Origin of the sequence: Desulfomonile tiedjei DSM 6799 (genome assembly GCF_000266945.1) — a bacterium.
Classification (GTDB): Bacteria; Desulfobacterota; Desulfomonilia; order Desulfomonilales; family Desulfomonilaceae; genus Desulfomonile; species Desulfomonile tiedjei.
This window is the reverse complement of sequence record NC_018025.1, coordinates 730,581-746,749: the sequence shown is the minus strand read 5'-3', so window position 1 is coordinate 746,749 and position 16,169 is coordinate 730,581. Positions and strand designations below refer to the sequence as shown.

Below are 16,169 nucleotides of genomic sequence, written 5' to 3'. Positions count from 1 at the left end.
GGAAGTATCATGGAAAGATCGGCCACACTTACCCAGCCAGTTTCAGCACATGACCATATTAAAGGATCGGCCGATGCACCGTTAACGCTCGTGGAATACGGCGATTACCAGTGTCCTTACTGCGGAGCTGCATATCCCGTGGTAAAGCGCTTACAGAAAGCTTTACAGAAAAAGCTGCGATTTGTGTTCAGGAACTTCCCTTTGACCCAAGCGCATCCCTATGCCCTGATCGCAGCTGAAGCCGCGGAAGCCGCGGCGCTCCAGGACAAATTTTGGGAGATGCACGATCTGCTCTTTGAACGGCAGGACCTCCTCGATCCGGACGTCATTCACTTGTGGGCTCAGGAAATCGGGTTGAATCACGAAAAATTCAGGAACGATGTCAAACAAGGCATCGTTCAAGAGCGCATTAGGAAAGACCGTCAGAACGGTATCCTCAGTGGGGTTAACGGCACGCCGACTTTCTTCATCAATGGAACACGTTATGACGGGTCTCCTGATTATGATTCCATGCTGTCCGTTTTAGAATCCGAATTGGTGCTGCACGCTGTCTGAGAACCTCATGAGCAAGAGGAGAATCTATGTCGGATAGTCGCTACGGTTGAGAACTGCGCGGCTCCACTATTCGTCAAACCGTTCCCTTCCACTTTTCTAACCTGTGCATATTTCGTAAGGGCAAATAAGGAGTAAGCATGAGCAGCAAGTCAAAAATTGACACTACCGCGAAGGCAACGGTTCCGTTGCCCACAGAAAGCAAAATCACTCTCAAAATCAATGGTGCAGTGAAACAGCTATGGGTTGCTCCCTGGACAACCCTGCTGGATGCACTGCGGGAACATCTCGGCCTGACCGGGACGAAGAAGGGGTGCGATCACGGCCAGTGTGGAGCCTGCACGGTCCTCGTGAATGGGAAGCGCATCAACTCTTGCCTGACCCTGGCGATCATGCAGGACGGCGCAGAGGTGACGACTATCGAAGGGCTTGCAGAGGGAGAGGTGCTTCACCCCTTGCAAGAAGCATTTATCGAACACGACGCCTTTCAATGCGGGTACTGCACGCCCGGCCAAATCTGCTCGGCAGTGGGGTTGATAGGTGAAAGCAGAGCGAAATCACCGGACGACATCCGGGAACTGATGAGCGGGAACATCTGTCGCTGCGGAGCTTACTCGAATATCATCGCCGCAATCGAGCAAGTGATACAGACGGAAGAACGAGGGAACAAACGATGAACAGCTTTACCTACACCCGAGTCGACGACGTTAGTATCGCCGTACGCGAGGTCGCATCGGACAAAGGAGCGAAGTTCATCGCGGGAGGCACAAATCTTGTTGATCTGATGAAGGAAAACGTAGAGCGGCCGAGCCGGCTCATTGACATCACTCGCCTTACTCTGGGGGAAATCGAGCCTGGGCAGGATGGGGGTTTGCGACTCGGCTCGCTGGTAACGAACACCGAGGTCGCTTACAACGAGGAAATCGAGCGACGCTATCCCTTGCTCTCCAAGGCTATCCTGGCCGGGGCATCGGCGCAGCTCCGCAACATGGCGACCGTTGGGGGAAATCTGATGCAGCGGACCCGGTGCTGCTATTTCTACGACACGGCTACGCCGTGCAACAAGCGCGAGCCTGGGACTGCCTGCTCTGCCATGGCAGGGTTCAACCGCTCTCACGCTATCCTCGGGACGAGCGGTCACTGCATTGCCACACATCCGTCGGACATGTGCGTAGCCCTGGCTGCACTTGACGCTGTCGTTCACGTTACCGGGCCGACAGGCGAGCGGACCGTCGCATTGGTCGATTTCCATCGGCTGCCCGGCGATTCACCCGAAATCGACACGAACCTGCGAACCGACGAGATCATCACAGCGGTCGATTTACCAGCGAAAGGCTTTGCCGAACACTATTCGTACCTCAAAGTCCGCGATCGGGCCTCATATGCTTTCGCTCTTGTTTCAGTGGCTGTAGCGCTGGAGATGGATGGCGACAGGATTACGGAAGCCAGGATCACGCTGGGTAGCGTGGCACATAAGCCGTGGCGTGATCCCAAAATCGAGGCACTGCTGCACGGCCAAAACGCCAGTCGGAACAACTTCGAGCGAATTGCCGGAGCCCTACTGCAGGACGCGAAGGGCTATGGTCACAACAATTTCAAGATCGAGCTGGCGAAGATCGCCATTGTGCGCGCCTTAAGTCAGGCGGCTTTCAAGGAGGGACACGCATGAGGACTGAACATATCGGAAAACCGACCAGCCGCGTCGACGGACGCGCCAAGGTGATGGGTACAGCGAAGTACGCAGGAGAGTACTCCATCACCGGGCTTGTCTATGGTGTCGTCGTGTCCAGCGCCATTGCCAAAGGGAAGATCGTTCGGATCGATATGACCCAGGCGCTCAAACTGCCCGGCGTCCTGCAAGTGTTCACTCACGAAAATATCCCTCAACTGGCACAATCCGACGACAGCTATCGCGACGAGGTCGCACCGCCCGGATCTCCTTTTCGCCCGCTTTACGACGGCCACATCAAATACAGCGCCCAACCGGTTGCTTTGGTAGTGGCCGACACCTTTGAGCTCGCGCAGCATGGCGCTTCACTCATTCGGGTTGAATACGAGCGACAACCTCATGCTACGAATCTCAATCAGGAACGTGAAAAGGCTTATCAACCGAAACCCAGGGAGTTTATCCCTCCGCCACCGCCTCCACGCGGCAATCCTGAGAAAGCCTTCGCCCAGGCCGCCGTGCAGCTTGAAGTTGAGTATTATGCGCCTGCCGAGCATCACAATCCCATGGAGCCGTTTGCGACGACTGTGCTTTGGGACGAAAATGGCAGGCTCACGGTTTACGATAAAACTCAAGGCGTGCAGAACGTCCAAAACTACCTCTGTAACGTGTTCGGTTGCTCAAAGGAAGATCTGCGAGTCGTATCGCCGTTTGTCGGTGGGGCGTTCGGTTCGGGTCTACGCCCGGTGTATCAGGTATTTTTGGCCGTATTGGCTGCGCGGGAATTGAAACGCTCCGTCCGAGTTTCGCTCACGCGCCAGCAGATGTTTACCTTCACGCATCGTCCTGCCACCTGGCAACGCTTGGCTCTGGGAGCCGCAGCCGATGGCACGCTCCAATCCGTCACACACGAAGCGATAGCTGAGACTTCGCGATTCGAAGACTACAGCGAGCCCGTGGTCACGTGGACAGGCCTGCTTTATCAGTGCGAGAACATTAAGCTTAGCCACAGGGTCGTGCAGCTCGACGTGTACACACCCGGCGACATGCGGGCACCGGGAGCTGTATGGGGCTTGTATGCATTGGAATGTGCCATGGACGAGCTCGCCTTCAAGGCCGGAATTGACCCAATCGAGCTGAGGCTTAAGAACTACACTGAAAGAGACCAGTTAGAGGACAAGCCGTTCTCAAGCAAAGAACTCCGTGCCTGTTACCGGATCGGCGCGGAGAGGTTCGGTTGGTCGAAACGCAATCCTCAGCCACGGTCAATGAGAGACGGCGAAATGCTCATCGGTTGGGGCATGGCCACCGGCGTTTGGGACGCGTTCCATGTAACAGCAGAGGCAAAGGCTGTGCTGACCGCGGACGGCAAACTCACGGTAGGCAGTGCAACAGCGGATATCGGAACCGGCACGTACACCATCATGACCCAGATTGCTGCAGAGGCGCTCGGGCTGCCCATCGAGGACGTGACATTCAGGCTCGGCGATTCGTCTCTTTCGAAATCGCCTGTGGAGGGAGGCTCATGGACGGCATCCTCAATCGGATCGGCAGTCAAATCCGTCTGCGAAAAGATACGGAATAAGCTGTTCCAGTTGGCGCAGAGCATCGATGGTTCCCCGCTCGCTGAGTCAAAGCCGGAAGACGTGATCTTTACGAATGGACACATCCGTTTGCGCAAAGACGAGTCTCGAGCCGTTTCGATCATTGAGGCGATGCGGCACGGCGGGCTCGGTGCTATCGAAGAGAAAGCTTCCGGCGAGTCAATGCCGCAGCAGATGGAATATTCGCACTACACGCATTCCGCGGTTTTCGCGGAGGTCAAAATCGATCCGGACCTCGGCACCATCCGCGTCACGCGGGTCGTCAGCGCTGTTGCCGGAGGCCGCATCCTTAACCCCAAGACGGCCAGGAGTCAGGTTCTCGGCTCGATTGTCATGGGCATCGGGACTGCGTTGGAAGAGGAAAGCGTGATCGATCATACCTTCGGGCGGTTCATGACTCACAATCTGGCGGACTACCACGTCCCGGTTAACGCTGACGTGCAGAATATCGACATAATTTTCGTTCAAGAACACGACGAGGCGGTCAGCCCGCTCGGCGCCAAGGGGCTCGGTGAGATCGGCATCGTAGGGGTGGCAGCAGCCATCGCCAATGCCGTCTTCCATGCCACCGGCAAACGCATCCGGGACTTGCCGATTACACTCGATAAGTTGCTGTAGAAATGTAGTGTGAAGGTCTCATTTCCAAGGACTCATACCGATTCGCTTTTCTTTTATAATCTGGCAGGCTGGAGGTATCCTTCGCTCCGGACGACGCAAAGCCGTCTAATCACTCCGCTCAGAACAACTCAGCCTGCGCTATCTTATATGCATAATTGCGAAATGGTATCAGATGCTCGGAAACACACGACAGCCGTGCGATGAAGGGATTGTCCGGTCATAAATTGGCAGATGAGCGTGTGGGAGCCTCCGTCACGGCTTTCACGTAACAACAAAACAGGGCATTTCTAGGCACAGAATAGTATCGCCACACTAGGCAACTGATACCAACTCCCATGGCGAAGAGCGCCACAACGAAGGATGAAAGTCCCTTGAACTGAGATGAGAGCATGGCTACCTGCCTAGTATGAGATGAAATCAAACAACACTAGGAGGCGTGTCATGCCCTCAAGAAACCAGAATAACACTACCATATCAGTCGTGCACGAGATATCGTGCGGATTGGACGTCCACAAAAATTCCGTGTCAGCGTGTCTGTTGTATTCAGACAGTTCCGGTACAGAGCAATCCGAAATGCGTGAGTTCCAAACATTCACAGATGACCTTATCAAACTCAAGGAATGGCTCCTGGAACGAGAGTGTCCTGTAATTGCGATGGAGAGTACAGGACCATATTGGACTCCTGTTCATAACGTCCTTGAAGATTCCGTCAAGGTTATCTTGGTGAATGCCCGACACATGAGAAATGTTCCAGGCCATAAGACCGACATCAGCGACAGCAGATGGCTAGCCGGACTCTTGCGTCACGGCCTGCTCAAGGCCGCCTTTATTCCTCCGAAACATCAAAGACAGTGGCGTGATTTGACCCGAATGAGAAGAAACTACAAAGAAGACCTCGGGGATTTCCAACGCCGCGTTCACAAGCTCTTTCAACAGTCAAACATTAAAATCGATTCCGTGGTATCCGACCTGTTCGGCGCAACGGGCCGCAACCTCATGAAACTCTTAATCTCAGGCGACAATTCCCCTACGATTTCCGAGGTTGAAAATTGTCTGAGAGGATCGCTGCAAGACAAGGCAGCGGAGCTCCATCGCTCTGTCCAAGGCTTCTTCGAGGCCCATCACCGGTTCCTGTTGTCTCTTTTGCTCAACACGATCGAAAACCTAGAGACCCAAATCTCTATCCTTGAATCCCGTATCAAGGAAGTAATGAGAGACGCTCAGGAAGCGATCCGGCGGCTCGAAGAGATTCCCGGTGTAGGCGCGGTTTCCTCCCATGCCATATTGGCCGAGATAGGCCCAACCCTGACTGAGTTCCCCACCGCCCATGCCCTCGCTTCCTGGTGTGGCCTCTCTCCCGGAAACAACCAAAGCGGTGGCAAGCGATTCAGTGGCAAGAGCCCTGTCAAAAAGAACCACCTAAAAACCATCATGGTTGAAGTAGCCTGGCCGGCAATCAAGGCACGAGGATCCTACTACCGGGCCAAATATTACGCCCTGAAAGCGCGCTTGGGGGCCAAAAAGGCCATAATCGCAGTAGCCCACAAAATCCTTAAAACCATTTACCATGTACTCAAATACGGAGTACATTTCAAAGATCTCGGAGAGACTTACCTGCTCGAAAGAAACCGAGAGGCCAAGATAAAATACCTTACCTGGCAAGCGTCTCTCATTGGGTACGAACTCGTACCCCTGGATCAACCGGCAGCAACAGCCCAAGCACCTATATTCACTTAGAAGCGCATCAAAGTCGAAACGCAAACTGAAGCCGTGAGCTCGAATACCAACATGACCAATCGCCGGCTGGCACAACAAACTGTCGGCTCCTTTCGGAGACCACGCATGGGAATCTTCTTAAACTTGCCGGCTTTCTCGAATGGAGATCAACCATGAACATAAGAAAACCTCAAACCCTTGCTGTGTAGCTCGGGACTTTCATGGGAATTTGCATTCAAAATCCCCCCATTCCCCCCTTTATAAAGGGGGGTTAGAGGGGATTTTCGTCCAGCTTTGAAAGCAAATGGTATGACCTGCAAAGTCGCATAAAGCGTGACCAGGCCGCATCATAAAGTTGACTGGTTCTCATAGCGCAATTACCGTGATAGTAAGAGTGTTCGGATGGCTCAAAAAATGAGAATTGTAGGAGAATCGGTACACTTCAAAACAGGAGGAAAGTAATGGCGAATGAAGTGAAATCAATACCAGAAGGATATCATACTGTGACTCCAATGCTCACCGTTAAGAACGCCGCTGCCGTGATTGACTTTTACAAGAGGGCATTCGGCGCTGAGGAACGATTCCGCATGCAGGCTCCAAATAGTGATATAGTTGTGCATGCAGAACTCAAGATCGGAAATTCCATCGTCATGTTGGGAGAAGAAATGCCTGGGCAGGAATGTCGCTCACCAGCATCATTCGGAGGTACGCCAGTCTCTTTTTATGTGTACGTGGAGGATGTTGACGCTGCATTCAAGACCGCTGTCGATGCAGGGGCCAAGGAAAAGATGCCGGTGCAGGATATGTTTTGGGGAGACCGGATTGGAGAAGTGATCGATCCCTCAGGCCATATTTGGACTTTGGCAACACATACTCAGGATCTCAGTGAAGAAGAGATTCGCAAACGTGGGAATGAGTTCTTTGAAAAAATGAAAGAGCAGACGACATAAAAGACGCGACCGGTGTTTCGCGTTTCCGCAAATAATACAATCCAATTGTGGACAACTTGGTTGACGGGGTGGTATGTGTTGCCAAAATTTTCCAGCCTTACACATCATAATTCTTTCTGATATGAATAATCGGTCACCTCTCGGAAAACGGACGCCCCGTCAATCAGGCAAACTTGTACTTTCCTGACGGGGGTGACCTTTTGGCGAGAGGGTCACTGCCGGTATCAGACCCTCGATTGAGTACCTATGGAGTAGTCTATGCTTGACGAAAATCGGCTGAAGCTAATTGCGGATGAATTGAGTATTCAGGTTAACCGGGTACGGGCAGCCGCCGAACTGCTCGAAAACGGCTGCACTGTTCCGTTCATTGCCCGGTATCGTAAGGAAGCTACTGGGTCTTTGGACGAAGTGCAGACAGCTACGATCCGCGATCGCCTGGAACAATTGGCCGTGCTCGAACAGCGTCGCGAAGCGATAATGAAGTCTCTCGAGGAACGGGGGCTCGTCACGGAAGAACTCAAACAGACCGTTATGAAGGCTGATTCCCTGGCAGAACTGGAAGACGTCTATCTGCCTTATCGGCCGAAGCGCAGGACAAAAGCCTCGATAGCCCGGGAGCGTGGACTTGAAGAGCTCGCAATCAAGATATACTCGCAGGAGTCCTTTCATCTTGCAGGTGAGGTATTGCGCTTTGTCGATTCCGAGAAAGGAGTGGAGTCCTCGGAAGCTGCTCTGGCGGGAGCCCGCGACATCATTGCGGAAACAATCAACGAGGATTCCGGAGTGCGCTCGGCAATCCGCAAGCTGTTTTTTGAAAAAGGCATAGTGCGGTCCAAGGTCATTTCGGGTAAAGAAGATGAGGGGACGAGATTCCAGGATTATTTCGACTCCTCCGAAAGAATATCTTCAGCGCCCGGACATCGGTTGCTCGCCATGTTCCGAGGAGAAAAGGAAGGCGTGCTTTCGCTTCAGATTCGTCCGTCAGAAGACGAAGCTCTGGGTGTACTCAGGAGACTGGTACTCAAAGCTCGGAACGAAGCAGCGCAACAGGTGGAACTGGCCCTTGTAGATGGGTACAAAAGATTGCTCGCACCGTCTATGGAGACGGAAACACGCCAGGGAGCGAAGAAAAGAGCTGACGAAGAAGCTATCCGAGTCTTTGCAAAAAACCTTCGTGAACTGCTTCTGTCGGCTCCTCTGGGACGGAAACGGGTGCTGGCCCTGGATCCGGGGTTTCGTACCGGAGCAAAGCTGGTCTGTCTCGATTCTCAAGGGAAGCTGCTCCACCATGACACCATCTATCCAACGCAATCTGAGAAGATGGCGGAACAAGCGGCTACTATCGTCAAAGAACTGTGCCGTCGTTTTGAAATTGAAGCCATAGCCGTGGGAAACGGCACTGCCGGACGCGAGACCGAAACATTCGTGCGCTCCCTCGGTCTTCCAAAATCCATCACCGTGGTTATGGTAAACGAGAGCGGCGCTTCAATATATTCCGCTTCTAAAGCGGCGAGAGAAGAATTTCCCGACCAGGACGTCACAGTGCGCGGGGCAATATCTATAGGACGTCGTTTGCTTGACCCGCTTGCTGAACTCGTGAAAATAGACCCCAAATCCATAGGCATCGGTCAGTATCAACACGATGTGGATCAAACCGATCTCAAGCGGAGCCTGGACGACGTGGTGATATCCTGTGTCAACCGTGTAGGGGTCGAAGTGAACACTGCCAGCAAAGAGCTTCTCAGCTATGTTTCAGGGTTGGGCCCTACCCTGGCGAAAAACATCGTCCTCCAAAGAAGCACCAGTGGCCCTTTCCGTACCCGAAAGGAACTTCTCAATGTTCCCCGGCTCGGACCGAAAGCTTTTGAACAGGCTGCTGGATTTTTGCGCATCAGCGACGGAGAGAACCCTCTCGACGCAAGCGCAGTACACCCGGAAAGCTATCCAATTGTCGAACAGTTCGCCCGAAACCTGAGGTGTTCGGTTAAAGATCTCATGGGGAACGAGGAACTGCGCAACAAAGTGCGTCTTGAGGATTTCTTGAGCGAAAAAGTGGGGATGCCCACACTCAGGGACATCATGGAGGAGTTGGCAAAGCCGGGCCGAGACCCTCGGGAAAAATTCGAGCCATTCCATTTCGCTGAAGGGGTAAACTCAATCGAAGACTTGAAACCGGGCATGAAAGTGCCCGGGATTGTAACCAACGTGACAAAGTTCGGAGCATTCGTAGACATCGGGGTCCATCAGGACGGACTCGTTCATATCAGCCAATTGGCGGACCGTTTCATTAGCGATCCTACAGAAGTGGTAAAGCCGCAGCAAAGAGTCTCCGTGACGGTGTTGGACGTGGATATTTCCCGTAAACGGATTTCCCTGTCCATGCGTTGAGTTTTGTCATCCTTCCCGTCTCCACCTGATGAGGACGTTTTTCGCCGGTTTTGAGAGTACTTCTCGAGCCTTCTCATGGTAAGATATCAATTTTCTGTTTACTCCAACGAAATAGGTTGATAACACGGCCGTATGTCCTTACGGAAAAATGGGCGGATTTGTCGACCAGTCGACCTGCCGCTCGCTAATGTCTGGCAATCTGGGCTCATTTGACACTCGTCTCAAATGAGCGACATAGTCGATTACGGAAGTTGAAAAACGAGCGCTAAGAAGAAGGAGTCGTTTTGAATAAGAACGTTCTGGTTCTGGTATTTCTGCTGTTCGCAGGCGCAGCCGTGGGTGCCGGATTGTTTCTCAAAAAAGGAGACAATACCGCGGCCAAGTTGAACCTCTCCCAAACCGAGACCTCTTCCGAACAGCTCAAGAGAATGGGCCCCATTGCAGTCATTCCCAAGGGGACTACCCATTCGTTCTGGAACTCGGTTCTCGCTGGTGCACAGAAGGCGGCAAAAGAAAACAATGTGGAGATCTTCTGGACGGGTCCTGACCGCGAGGGTGACCGTGAAAAGCAGATCCAAATCGTCGAGGACTTCATCGTCAAGAAAGTGGCCGGTATCGTGCTGGCTCCTACGGATGCAGGTGCCCTCGTCCCAGTGGTCGAACGTGCAGCGGCCGCAAAGATACCGGTTGTCATCATTGACTCGGATATAGAGACTCCTCAACGGGTCTCCTTCGTGGCTACCGATAACTACTCCGGCGGTGCCCTCGCTGCGAAGCACATGGCGAAACTCCTGGGCGGAAAGGGCAAAGTGGCCGTCATCAAGTACATGGCTGGTTCCGCTTCCACCACTGCTCGTGAAAACGGCTTCATCGAAACACTAAAGAAGGAGTTTCCCGAGATCCAACTCGTTGAAGACCGCTACGGCATGGACACGGTGGAAACAGCGCTCTCTGCCGCTGAAGACGTGCTCACTCGCCACAAGGAGCTCAATGGCATCTTCGCGTGTAACGAGTCCACTTCCCGTGGTGCTCTGAGAGCGCTGGAGAGTCAGGGACGGGCTGACACCGTAAAGATGATCGGCTTCGACGCTGCTGACTCACTGCTCAAAGGTCTTGCTGCCGGACGTATCGAGGCGCTCGTGGTTCAGAATCCTCAGGCCATGGGATATAAAGGCGTATGCAGCGCAGTCGCGGCAATCAAAGGCGAAAACGTCAACGCAAGAATCGACACAGGGGTGGAACTCGTCACCAGGGATCGTTTGAATTTGCCAGAGATTCGTGCCCTCATCGGAAGCGAAGGTTGATGGCACTAAACCAGCTCGTCGATTCTTCCGGGTTTGCCCTCGAGATGCAGGGGATCGGTAAGAGCTTTGGTCCCATCAAGGCCCTGGAAGATGTCACTCTACGCGTCTCGCCTGGGACGGTTCACGCCTTGGTCGGCGAAAACGGCGCGGGCAAATCCACTTTGATGAAGATCCTCTCCGGAGTGCTTCAGCCCGACACCGGGACTATCGTTCAAGACGGTAAAGCATGCGTGTGGAAACATCCCTCGGACTCCCTCGCCGCCGGGGTCGCCATGATCTACCAGGAGCTCAGCCTCGCCCCGGATCTCACCATTGCCGAAAACGTGTGGCTCGGGATCGAGCCCCGTGGCGCGCTGCCCGGCACCTACTCCAAGAAGCGAATGCTCGCAGACACTCGTGCCCTGGCCGTAAGACACGGCTTCGATGTGGATCCCGATCAAAAGGTGCAGAACCTTCCAGCGAGCACGTGCCAGATTGTCGAAGTGTTGAAGGCCCTTGCCCGCAATGCCGAGATTCTGGTGATGGACGAACCGACTTCCTCCTGTGGCGAGGCCGAAGTGGCAGTGCTTCTCGAAATGGTCAAGAAACTCAGCCAATCCGGGACCACAATCATCTACATCTCCCATAGGCTCGAAGAAGTTGTTGAGATTGCAGAGGACATCACTGTTCTCCGCGACGGACGAGTAGTGCACACCGGCCCTATGAAGGACCTCAGAATTCCTGACATTGTCAAACACATGGTCGGTCGCGACCTCAAAGACTACTACCCCAAAAAGGCGGTTGAAGCAGGGGCCACGGCCCTGAGAGTGTCAGGGCTTTCGTCCCAAGCCGTCGAAAACATCAGCTTCGATCTGCGCTGGGGAGAGATCGTTGGCATTGCCGGATTAGTGGGCGCAGGTCGCACTGACCTTGCTCGTGTCCTGTGCGGTCTGGAGCCCTCAATCCGCGGCAGAATAGAGTTCGACGGGAAAAGCGTAAGCATCGCAACGCCTGTGGACGCATTCTCCCTGGGAATCATGTACGTCACGGAAGATCGAAAACGCACGGGTCTATGCCTCGATCTCCCGGCAGCGTGGAACATGACGCTCCCGTGCCTCGCGGAACTGGGCATGAGATATATCCTGCACCGCAGTCGCGAAAACGCAATCGCCGAAGAAACAGGCAAGAAGCTCGCGCTCAAGTGGTCCGGGCCGGAAGCGCCTGCAAGCGCTCTGTCGGGTGGCAATCAACAAAAGCTGCTGCTCGGTCGAGCGCTTATCGCTCAATCTCGACTGTGGGTGCTGGATGAGCCTACTCGCGGTATCGATATCGCCGCCAAAGTCGATATCTACGAGCTCATCGGGCGGATGGCCGCTGAAGGAAAGGCGATTCTCATCATCTCTTCGGAACTGCCCGAGCTTTTCGGAATCACCGACCGCATTCTCGTAATGCGCCGGGGCCGCCTCGTTGCCGACCTCGTCACCTCAGAAACCACCCAGGAGGCAGTGATGCAACTCGCCGCTGTGGACAAGGGCCGCTCATGAACAAACTCGTTCGAGAACTTCTACCGTTCGGGAGTCTCATCCTGGTCATCGCCATCTTGTCGATCTGGCAGCCTGACAGCTTCCTGACACTCGATAATTTTCTCAACGTGCTGCGCCGTTCGTCGGTGTACGGCATCATCGCTGTTGGGATGACTTTCGTCATCATTTCCGGCGGAATCGATCTTTCTGTAGGCTCTCTCCTTGCGTTGTGCGGCATGTGCGCAGCAGGAGCAATGATCCGTGTCGGCGGAGAAAATCCATCTTTAGGGATTATGGCTCTGGGAACTGCTGTCGGACTCCTGGCCGGTGCAGTGGGTGGAGTGATCTCGGGGGTGTTGATCACCAGGCTGAAGCTTCAACCCTTCATTGCCACTTTGGGCACCATGAGTCTCTATCGCGGGATAGCGCTGGTCATGTACGACGGGCAGCCGATCAACGTGTCATCGTACCGCTATCTTGGTGAAGGCACTCTGCTCGGGATACCGATTTCAGTGGTTCTGTTCCTGGCAGTCATCGCCTTGGCTGGAGCCGTCCTGCAGTTCACACGATTCGGTCGTCACACCTACGCTATCGGGTCCAATGTGGAAGCTGCGCATCACGCAGGGGTGAGAGTGGACCGAACTCTGATCGGCATCTACACGCTCGGAGGACTGCTCACCGGACTTGCTGCGATGATCGCCATGAGCCGGACCGTCTCGGCGCAACCCACCGCAGGCGTGGGCGCCGAGCTTGACGTCATCGCTGCGGTAGTGATCGGTGGCGCCAGTCTATCGGGAGGCCAGGGAACCATTACGGGAACTATCGTAGGTACTTTACTCATCAGCTTCTTGCGTAATGGATGCACCCTCGTGGGCATCTCGACCAACGCTCAGTTGATTGTAATCGGCGTGGTTATCGTCCTTGCAGTAGCGGTGGACCAGTTCAACCGCAGTAAGGCAGGCGACACAACATGAATTTTCCGAGAACCGGCATGGATACCTTTTCATACCGACGTGATGTCTTGACATCATACCAAAAGATGCTAATGATGATTTCATGAGAACAACACTGTCAATAGACGATGATGTGCTTGACAGGGCGAGGGCCATTGCAGCCAAATTGCACAGGCCGTTCCGGACAATTGTAAATGAAGCTCTTCGAGCCGGTCTCGATCACGTGGAAGAACCGGCGAAGCAACGTCCCTATAAGACAGAACCTCACGCCATGGGCCTCCGATCTGGCCGCAATTTAGATAACATCCAGGAATTACTTGCCGGGATTGAAGGCGAGGGCTCCCGTTGATTCTCGTCGATGCCAATATCCTCTTGTACGCTGAAGATTCGCTTCACCCTCATCACGAGCAAGCCCGTGCATGGTGGGACGCTCAGTTATCCGGTAATGAAGTTGTTTGTTTGTGCTGGACAGTTCTCTGCGCGTTTATCCGAATAGCGACTAACCCCAGGGCTTTCGAAAACCCGCTTTCTCTGGAACAAGCAGTTGCTCGCGTCCAGAGCTGGCTGGACCAACCGTGTACGCGAGTCGTTCACCCGGCTGAGCGACATTGGATTGTTTTTCGAGAGGTAATGGCGGATGGTCAGGCCGTCGCCAACCTGGTTACAGACGCACATTTGGCCGCTCTTGCTATCGAGCATGGCTGCGAGCTAGCCTCTACCGATTCTGATTTTGCACGTTTTCCCAAGCTGAAATGGAAGAATCCTCTCGTCTGAGCGATCCATGCGGAGATCTGGTCCGTCTGTATTCTATTAAATGGGAGCTTTCGTGAGCATTCGATTTCTCGAATGGATATTGTTGGCACCTTTCTTGGCCCTCTTGCTTCTTGGTAATGGATATGGCCGTGAATGGCGAGATCCCCCAGGCGTGCAACCTGAGCAAATGTGGTCTCGTGTTGCTTACGATCCCAAGCTGAGCGATCCATTCTTCGAGTCAGAAGAGTGGAGCTATTGGGAGGGCAGTAGGGAAAACCCTGAATCTGGAAGATTTCCTCCAGGAAAAGTTCCAAGCAAATTGAAGCATACTGCGAGATGTGTTTCCACCTCGTTTGGGGCCAAGCATGAGGTCAGATTCTGTGAAGCCAAGTTACGTGATGTCGACATGATCGATCTCTTCATCCATGAGAATAACCCAGCTTTTTTTGACAATCTGAGAGTTCAGATCAAAAATGGAATGTTTACTAGTCAATTTTGGACGTTGTATAAAGCCGGTCCACGCAAAGGTTTGACATGGACGACGAAACGGCAAAAGTTGACTCTGGACAAAAAGGCGTACCAAAAGGGCGACGTTATCAAAGGCAGGATTGACATTGAAATCTTGGACGAGCTAATCCACCCGCAATATCCCGATAGGCCTCCGAGATTTATCCAACTTTACGGGGTCTTCAAAACGGTGCTGCAGTAAATGGTAAACATTTTAATATTGCGCGGCTAGGTAGCGATTTCAAGGCACTCGACATTGCTACGACAGGAAGGCCACCAATGAGAATGAATTGTAATTGGGTCTATTGGACGCTAACCACGGCCGCAATTCTGGCCTGTCTTTTGTTCCTCACAACCGTAATGGCAGCAAAGGGCTCAGTGAATGAACAATTGCTGCGGGCAGCCGAGTGCGGCTCTCTGGACCAGATCAACACCTTACTGGCAAAAGGTGGGGACGTGAATGCCAAGGACAACATTGGCATCACGGTCCTCATGAAAGCTGCCAGATCGGGAAATATTGAAGCCGTCAGACTCCTCATTGGTAAAGGGGCCGACGTGAACGCAAGGGACAAGATCGGGGACACGGTCCTTATGGACGCCGCCTGGATGGGAAATCTTGAAATAGTGAAGTTCCTCATCGACCAAGGTGCCGACGTGAATGGAACGGACAATGACGGCGAAACGGTGCTTATGGAGGCTGCCATATCAGGAAATCTTGAAGTCGTGAAATTTCTCGTCGATAAAGGCCTTGACGTGAATGCTAAGAACAAAAAGGGCAAAACAGCTCTCATGGACGCCGCCGAAAGGGGAAATCTGGGAATAGCGAACTTTCTCATCGATAGGGGTGCGGACATACATGCCGAGTACGACAGCCACGAAACGGTCCTGACAGAGGCTATCGAGTGGCGGAATCTCGAAGTCGTGAAGCTCCTTATGGATAAGGGCCTCGACGTGAACGCCAAAGATAAAGATGGCAACACGCCCCTCATGGAGGCTGCGTGGAGAAAAAATTTCGAAGTCGCGAAGTTCCTTATCGATAGGGGAGCCGACGTGAATGCCAAGAACAAGAATGGCAGAACGGCTCCTATGTCCGCCTACGAAGATCTCAGACTCTTGAAATTTCTGATCGATAAGGGAGCTGACGTGAATATTAAGGATGAAGACGGCGAAACGGTCTTCATGGAAGCTGCCAGAATGGGACGTTTTGAAGTCGTCAGATTCCTCATTGAAAAAGGAGCCGATCTGAATGCCAAAGACAAATACGGGCAAACGGCTCTCATCAAAGCTGCCTGGGGGACAAGCCTCAAGGTGATGGAACTCCTCATCGATCGCGGGCTCGATGTTAATGCGAAGAGCCAGTACGATCAAACGGCTCTTATGGAAGCTGCCGACTGGGGGCATCTCGAAATCGTTAACTTCCTGGTGGATAAAGGAGCCGATGTGAACGCCAAGGATAAAGGCGGCAAAACGGCAATAATGGGGGCTGCCTCGAATGGGCATCTCGACGTAGTGAAATTCCTCACCGAAAAAGGAGCCGATCTGAATGCCAAGGACAAAGACGGCAAAACGGCTTTGAGCGTCGCTTCCGCCAAAAACCGGTCCGAAACGGTTCGGTATTTGAAGGCTCATGGAGCGAAGTGATCCCACGAGTTCAAG

General features: G+C 53.4%; 14 protein-coding genes. All 14 read left to right on the top strand.

The window, feature by feature from the left end:
- Positions 1 to 9: 9 nt before the first annotated feature.
- The 14 genes from DESTI_RS03210 (at position 10) to DESTI_RS03145 (ending at position 16,154) form a co-directional block, all read left to right on the top strand.
- Positions 10 to 555, top strand: coding sequence for a DsbA family protein (locus DESTI_RS03210; RefSeq protein ID WP_014808530.1), 546 nt, complete (start codon positions 10 to 12; stop codon positions 553 to 555).
- 137 nt (positions 556 to 692) lie between these two features.
- On the top strand, positions 693 to 1,229 hold the full coding sequence (locus DESTI_RS03205) for a (2Fe-2S)-binding protein (protein WP_014808529.1): 537 nt from the start codon (positions 693 to 695) through the stop codon (positions 1,227 to 1,229).
- The gene (locus tag DESTI_RS03200) at positions 1,226 to 2,221 is read left to right on the top strand and encodes an FAD binding domain-containing protein (protein WP_014808528.1); all 996 of its coding nucleotides are present in this window, start codon (positions 1,226 to 1,228) and stop codon (positions 2,219 to 2,221) included. Before DESTI_RS03205 ends, DESTI_RS03200 begins: the two co-directional genes overlap by 4 nt.
- Positions 2,218 to 4,440, top strand: coding sequence for a xanthine dehydrogenase family protein molybdopterin-binding subunit (locus tag DESTI_RS03195; RefSeq protein ID WP_014808527.1), 2,223 nt, complete (start codon positions 2,218 to 2,220; stop codon positions 4,438 to 4,440). Before DESTI_RS03200 ends, DESTI_RS03195 begins: the two co-directional genes overlap by 4 nt.
- Before the next feature lie 441 nt (positions 4,441 to 4,881).
- Positions 4,882 to 6,177: an IS110 family RNA-guided transposase gene (locus tag DESTI_RS03190; RefSeq protein ID WP_014808525.1), complete on the top strand. Its 1,296-nt coding sequence runs from the start codon at positions 4,882 to 4,884 to the stop codon at positions 6,175 to 6,177.
- Positions 6,178 to 6,617: 440 nt separating this feature from the next.
- Positions 6,618 to 7,106, top strand: coding sequence for a VOC family protein (locus tag DESTI_RS03185; RefSeq protein WP_014808524.1), 489 nt, complete (start codon positions 6,618 to 6,620; stop codon positions 7,104 to 7,106).
- A gap of 258 nt (positions 7,107 to 7,364) precedes the next feature.
- Complete coding sequence (locus DESTI_RS03180; protein WP_014808523.1) at positions 7,365 to 9,494, top strand: Tex family protein; 2,130 nt, start codon at positions 7,365 to 7,367, stop codon at positions 9,492 to 9,494.
- Positions 9,495 to 9,778: 284 nt separating this feature from the next.
- Complete coding sequence (locus DESTI_RS03175; protein ID WP_014808522.1) at positions 9,779 to 10,798, top strand: ABC transporter substrate-binding protein; 1,020 nt, start codon at positions 9,779 to 9,781, stop codon at positions 10,796 to 10,798.
- On the top strand, positions 10,798 to 12,321 hold the full coding sequence (locus DESTI_RS03170; RefSeq protein ID WP_014808521.1) for a sugar ABC transporter ATP-binding protein: 1,524 nt from the start codon (positions 10,798 to 10,800) through the stop codon (positions 12,319 to 12,321). The genes DESTI_RS03175 and DESTI_RS03170 overlap by 1 nt, the downstream gene beginning before the upstream one ends.
- The gene (locus tag DESTI_RS03165; RefSeq protein WP_014808520.1) at positions 12,318 to 13,274 is read left to right on the top strand and encodes an ABC transporter permease; all 957 of its coding nucleotides are present in this window, start codon (positions 12,318 to 12,320) and stop codon (positions 13,272 to 13,274) included. The genes DESTI_RS03170 and DESTI_RS03165 overlap by 4 nt, the downstream gene beginning before the upstream one ends.
- Before the next feature lie 82 nt (positions 13,275 to 13,356).
- Positions 13,357 to 13,602, top strand: coding sequence for a type II toxin-antitoxin system VapB family antitoxin (locus DESTI_RS03160; protein ID WP_014808519.1), 246 nt, complete (start codon positions 13,357 to 13,359; stop codon positions 13,600 to 13,602).
- The gene (locus DESTI_RS03155; protein WP_014808518.1) at positions 13,599 to 14,027 is read left to right on the top strand and encodes a type II toxin-antitoxin system VapC family toxin; all 429 of its coding nucleotides are present in this window, start codon (positions 13,599 to 13,601) and stop codon (positions 14,025 to 14,027) included. The genes DESTI_RS03160 and DESTI_RS03155 overlap by 4 nt, the downstream gene beginning before the upstream one ends.
- Positions 14,028 to 14,079: 52 nt before the next feature.
- Positions 14,080 to 14,715 carry a hypothetical protein gene (locus DESTI_RS03150; protein ID WP_014808517.1) on the top strand — a complete coding sequence of 212 codons (636 nt, stop codon included), beginning with the start codon at positions 14,080 to 14,082 and terminating at the stop codon, positions 14,713 to 14,715.
- Positions 14,716 to 14,792: 77 nt separating this feature from the next.
- Positions 14,793 to 16,154, top strand: a complete 1,362-nt coding sequence (locus DESTI_RS03145; RefSeq protein ID WP_014808516.1) for an ankyrin repeat domain-containing protein — start codon at positions 14,793 to 14,795, stop codon at positions 16,152 to 16,154.
- Positions 16,155 to 16,169: the final 15 nt, after the last annotated feature.

What these genes read in the sequence shown, in the direction of transcription:
- DESTI_RS03210 (WP_014808530.1), top strand. Translation starts at nt 10, where the DNA reads ATGGAAAGATCGGCCACACTTACCCAGCCAGTTTCAGCACATGACCAT.
- DESTI_RS03160 (WP_014808519.1), top strand. Translation starts at nt 13,357, where the DNA reads ATGAGAACAACACTGTCAATAGACGATGATGTGCTTGACAGGGCGAGG.
- DESTI_RS03195 (WP_014808527.1), top strand. Translation starts at nt 2,218, where the DNA reads ATGAGGACTGAACATATCGGAAAACCGACCAGCCGCGTCGACGGACGC.
- DESTI_RS03190 (WP_014808525.1), top strand. Translation starts at nt 4,882, where the DNA reads ATGCCCTCAAGAAACCAGAATAACACTACCATATCAGTCGTGCACGAG.
- DESTI_RS03165 (WP_014808520.1), top strand. Translation starts at nt 12,318, where the DNA reads ATGAACAAACTCGTTCGAGAACTTCTACCGTTCGGGAGTCTCATCCTG.
- DESTI_RS03145 (WP_014808516.1), top strand. Translation starts at nt 14,793, where the DNA reads ATGAGAATGAATTGTAATTGGGTCTATTGGACGCTAACCACGGCCGCA.
- DESTI_RS03170 (WP_014808521.1), top strand. Translation starts at nt 10,798, where the DNA reads ATGGCACTAAACCAGCTCGTCGATTCTTCCGGGTTTGCCCTCGAGATG.
- DESTI_RS03180 (WP_014808523.1), top strand. Translation starts at nt 7,365, where the DNA reads ATGCTTGACGAAAATCGGCTGAAGCTAATTGCGGATGAATTGAGTATT.
- DESTI_RS03185 (WP_014808524.1), top strand. Translation starts at nt 6,618, where the DNA reads ATGGCGAATGAAGTGAAATCAATACCAGAAGGATATCATACTGTGACT.
- DESTI_RS03205 (WP_014808529.1), top strand. Translation starts at nt 693, where the DNA reads ATGAGCAGCAAGTCAAAAATTGACACTACCGCGAAGGCAACGGTTCCG.
- DESTI_RS03200 (WP_014808528.1), top strand. Translation starts at nt 1,226, where the DNA reads ATGAACAGCTTTACCTACACCCGAGTCGACGACGTTAGTATCGCCGTA.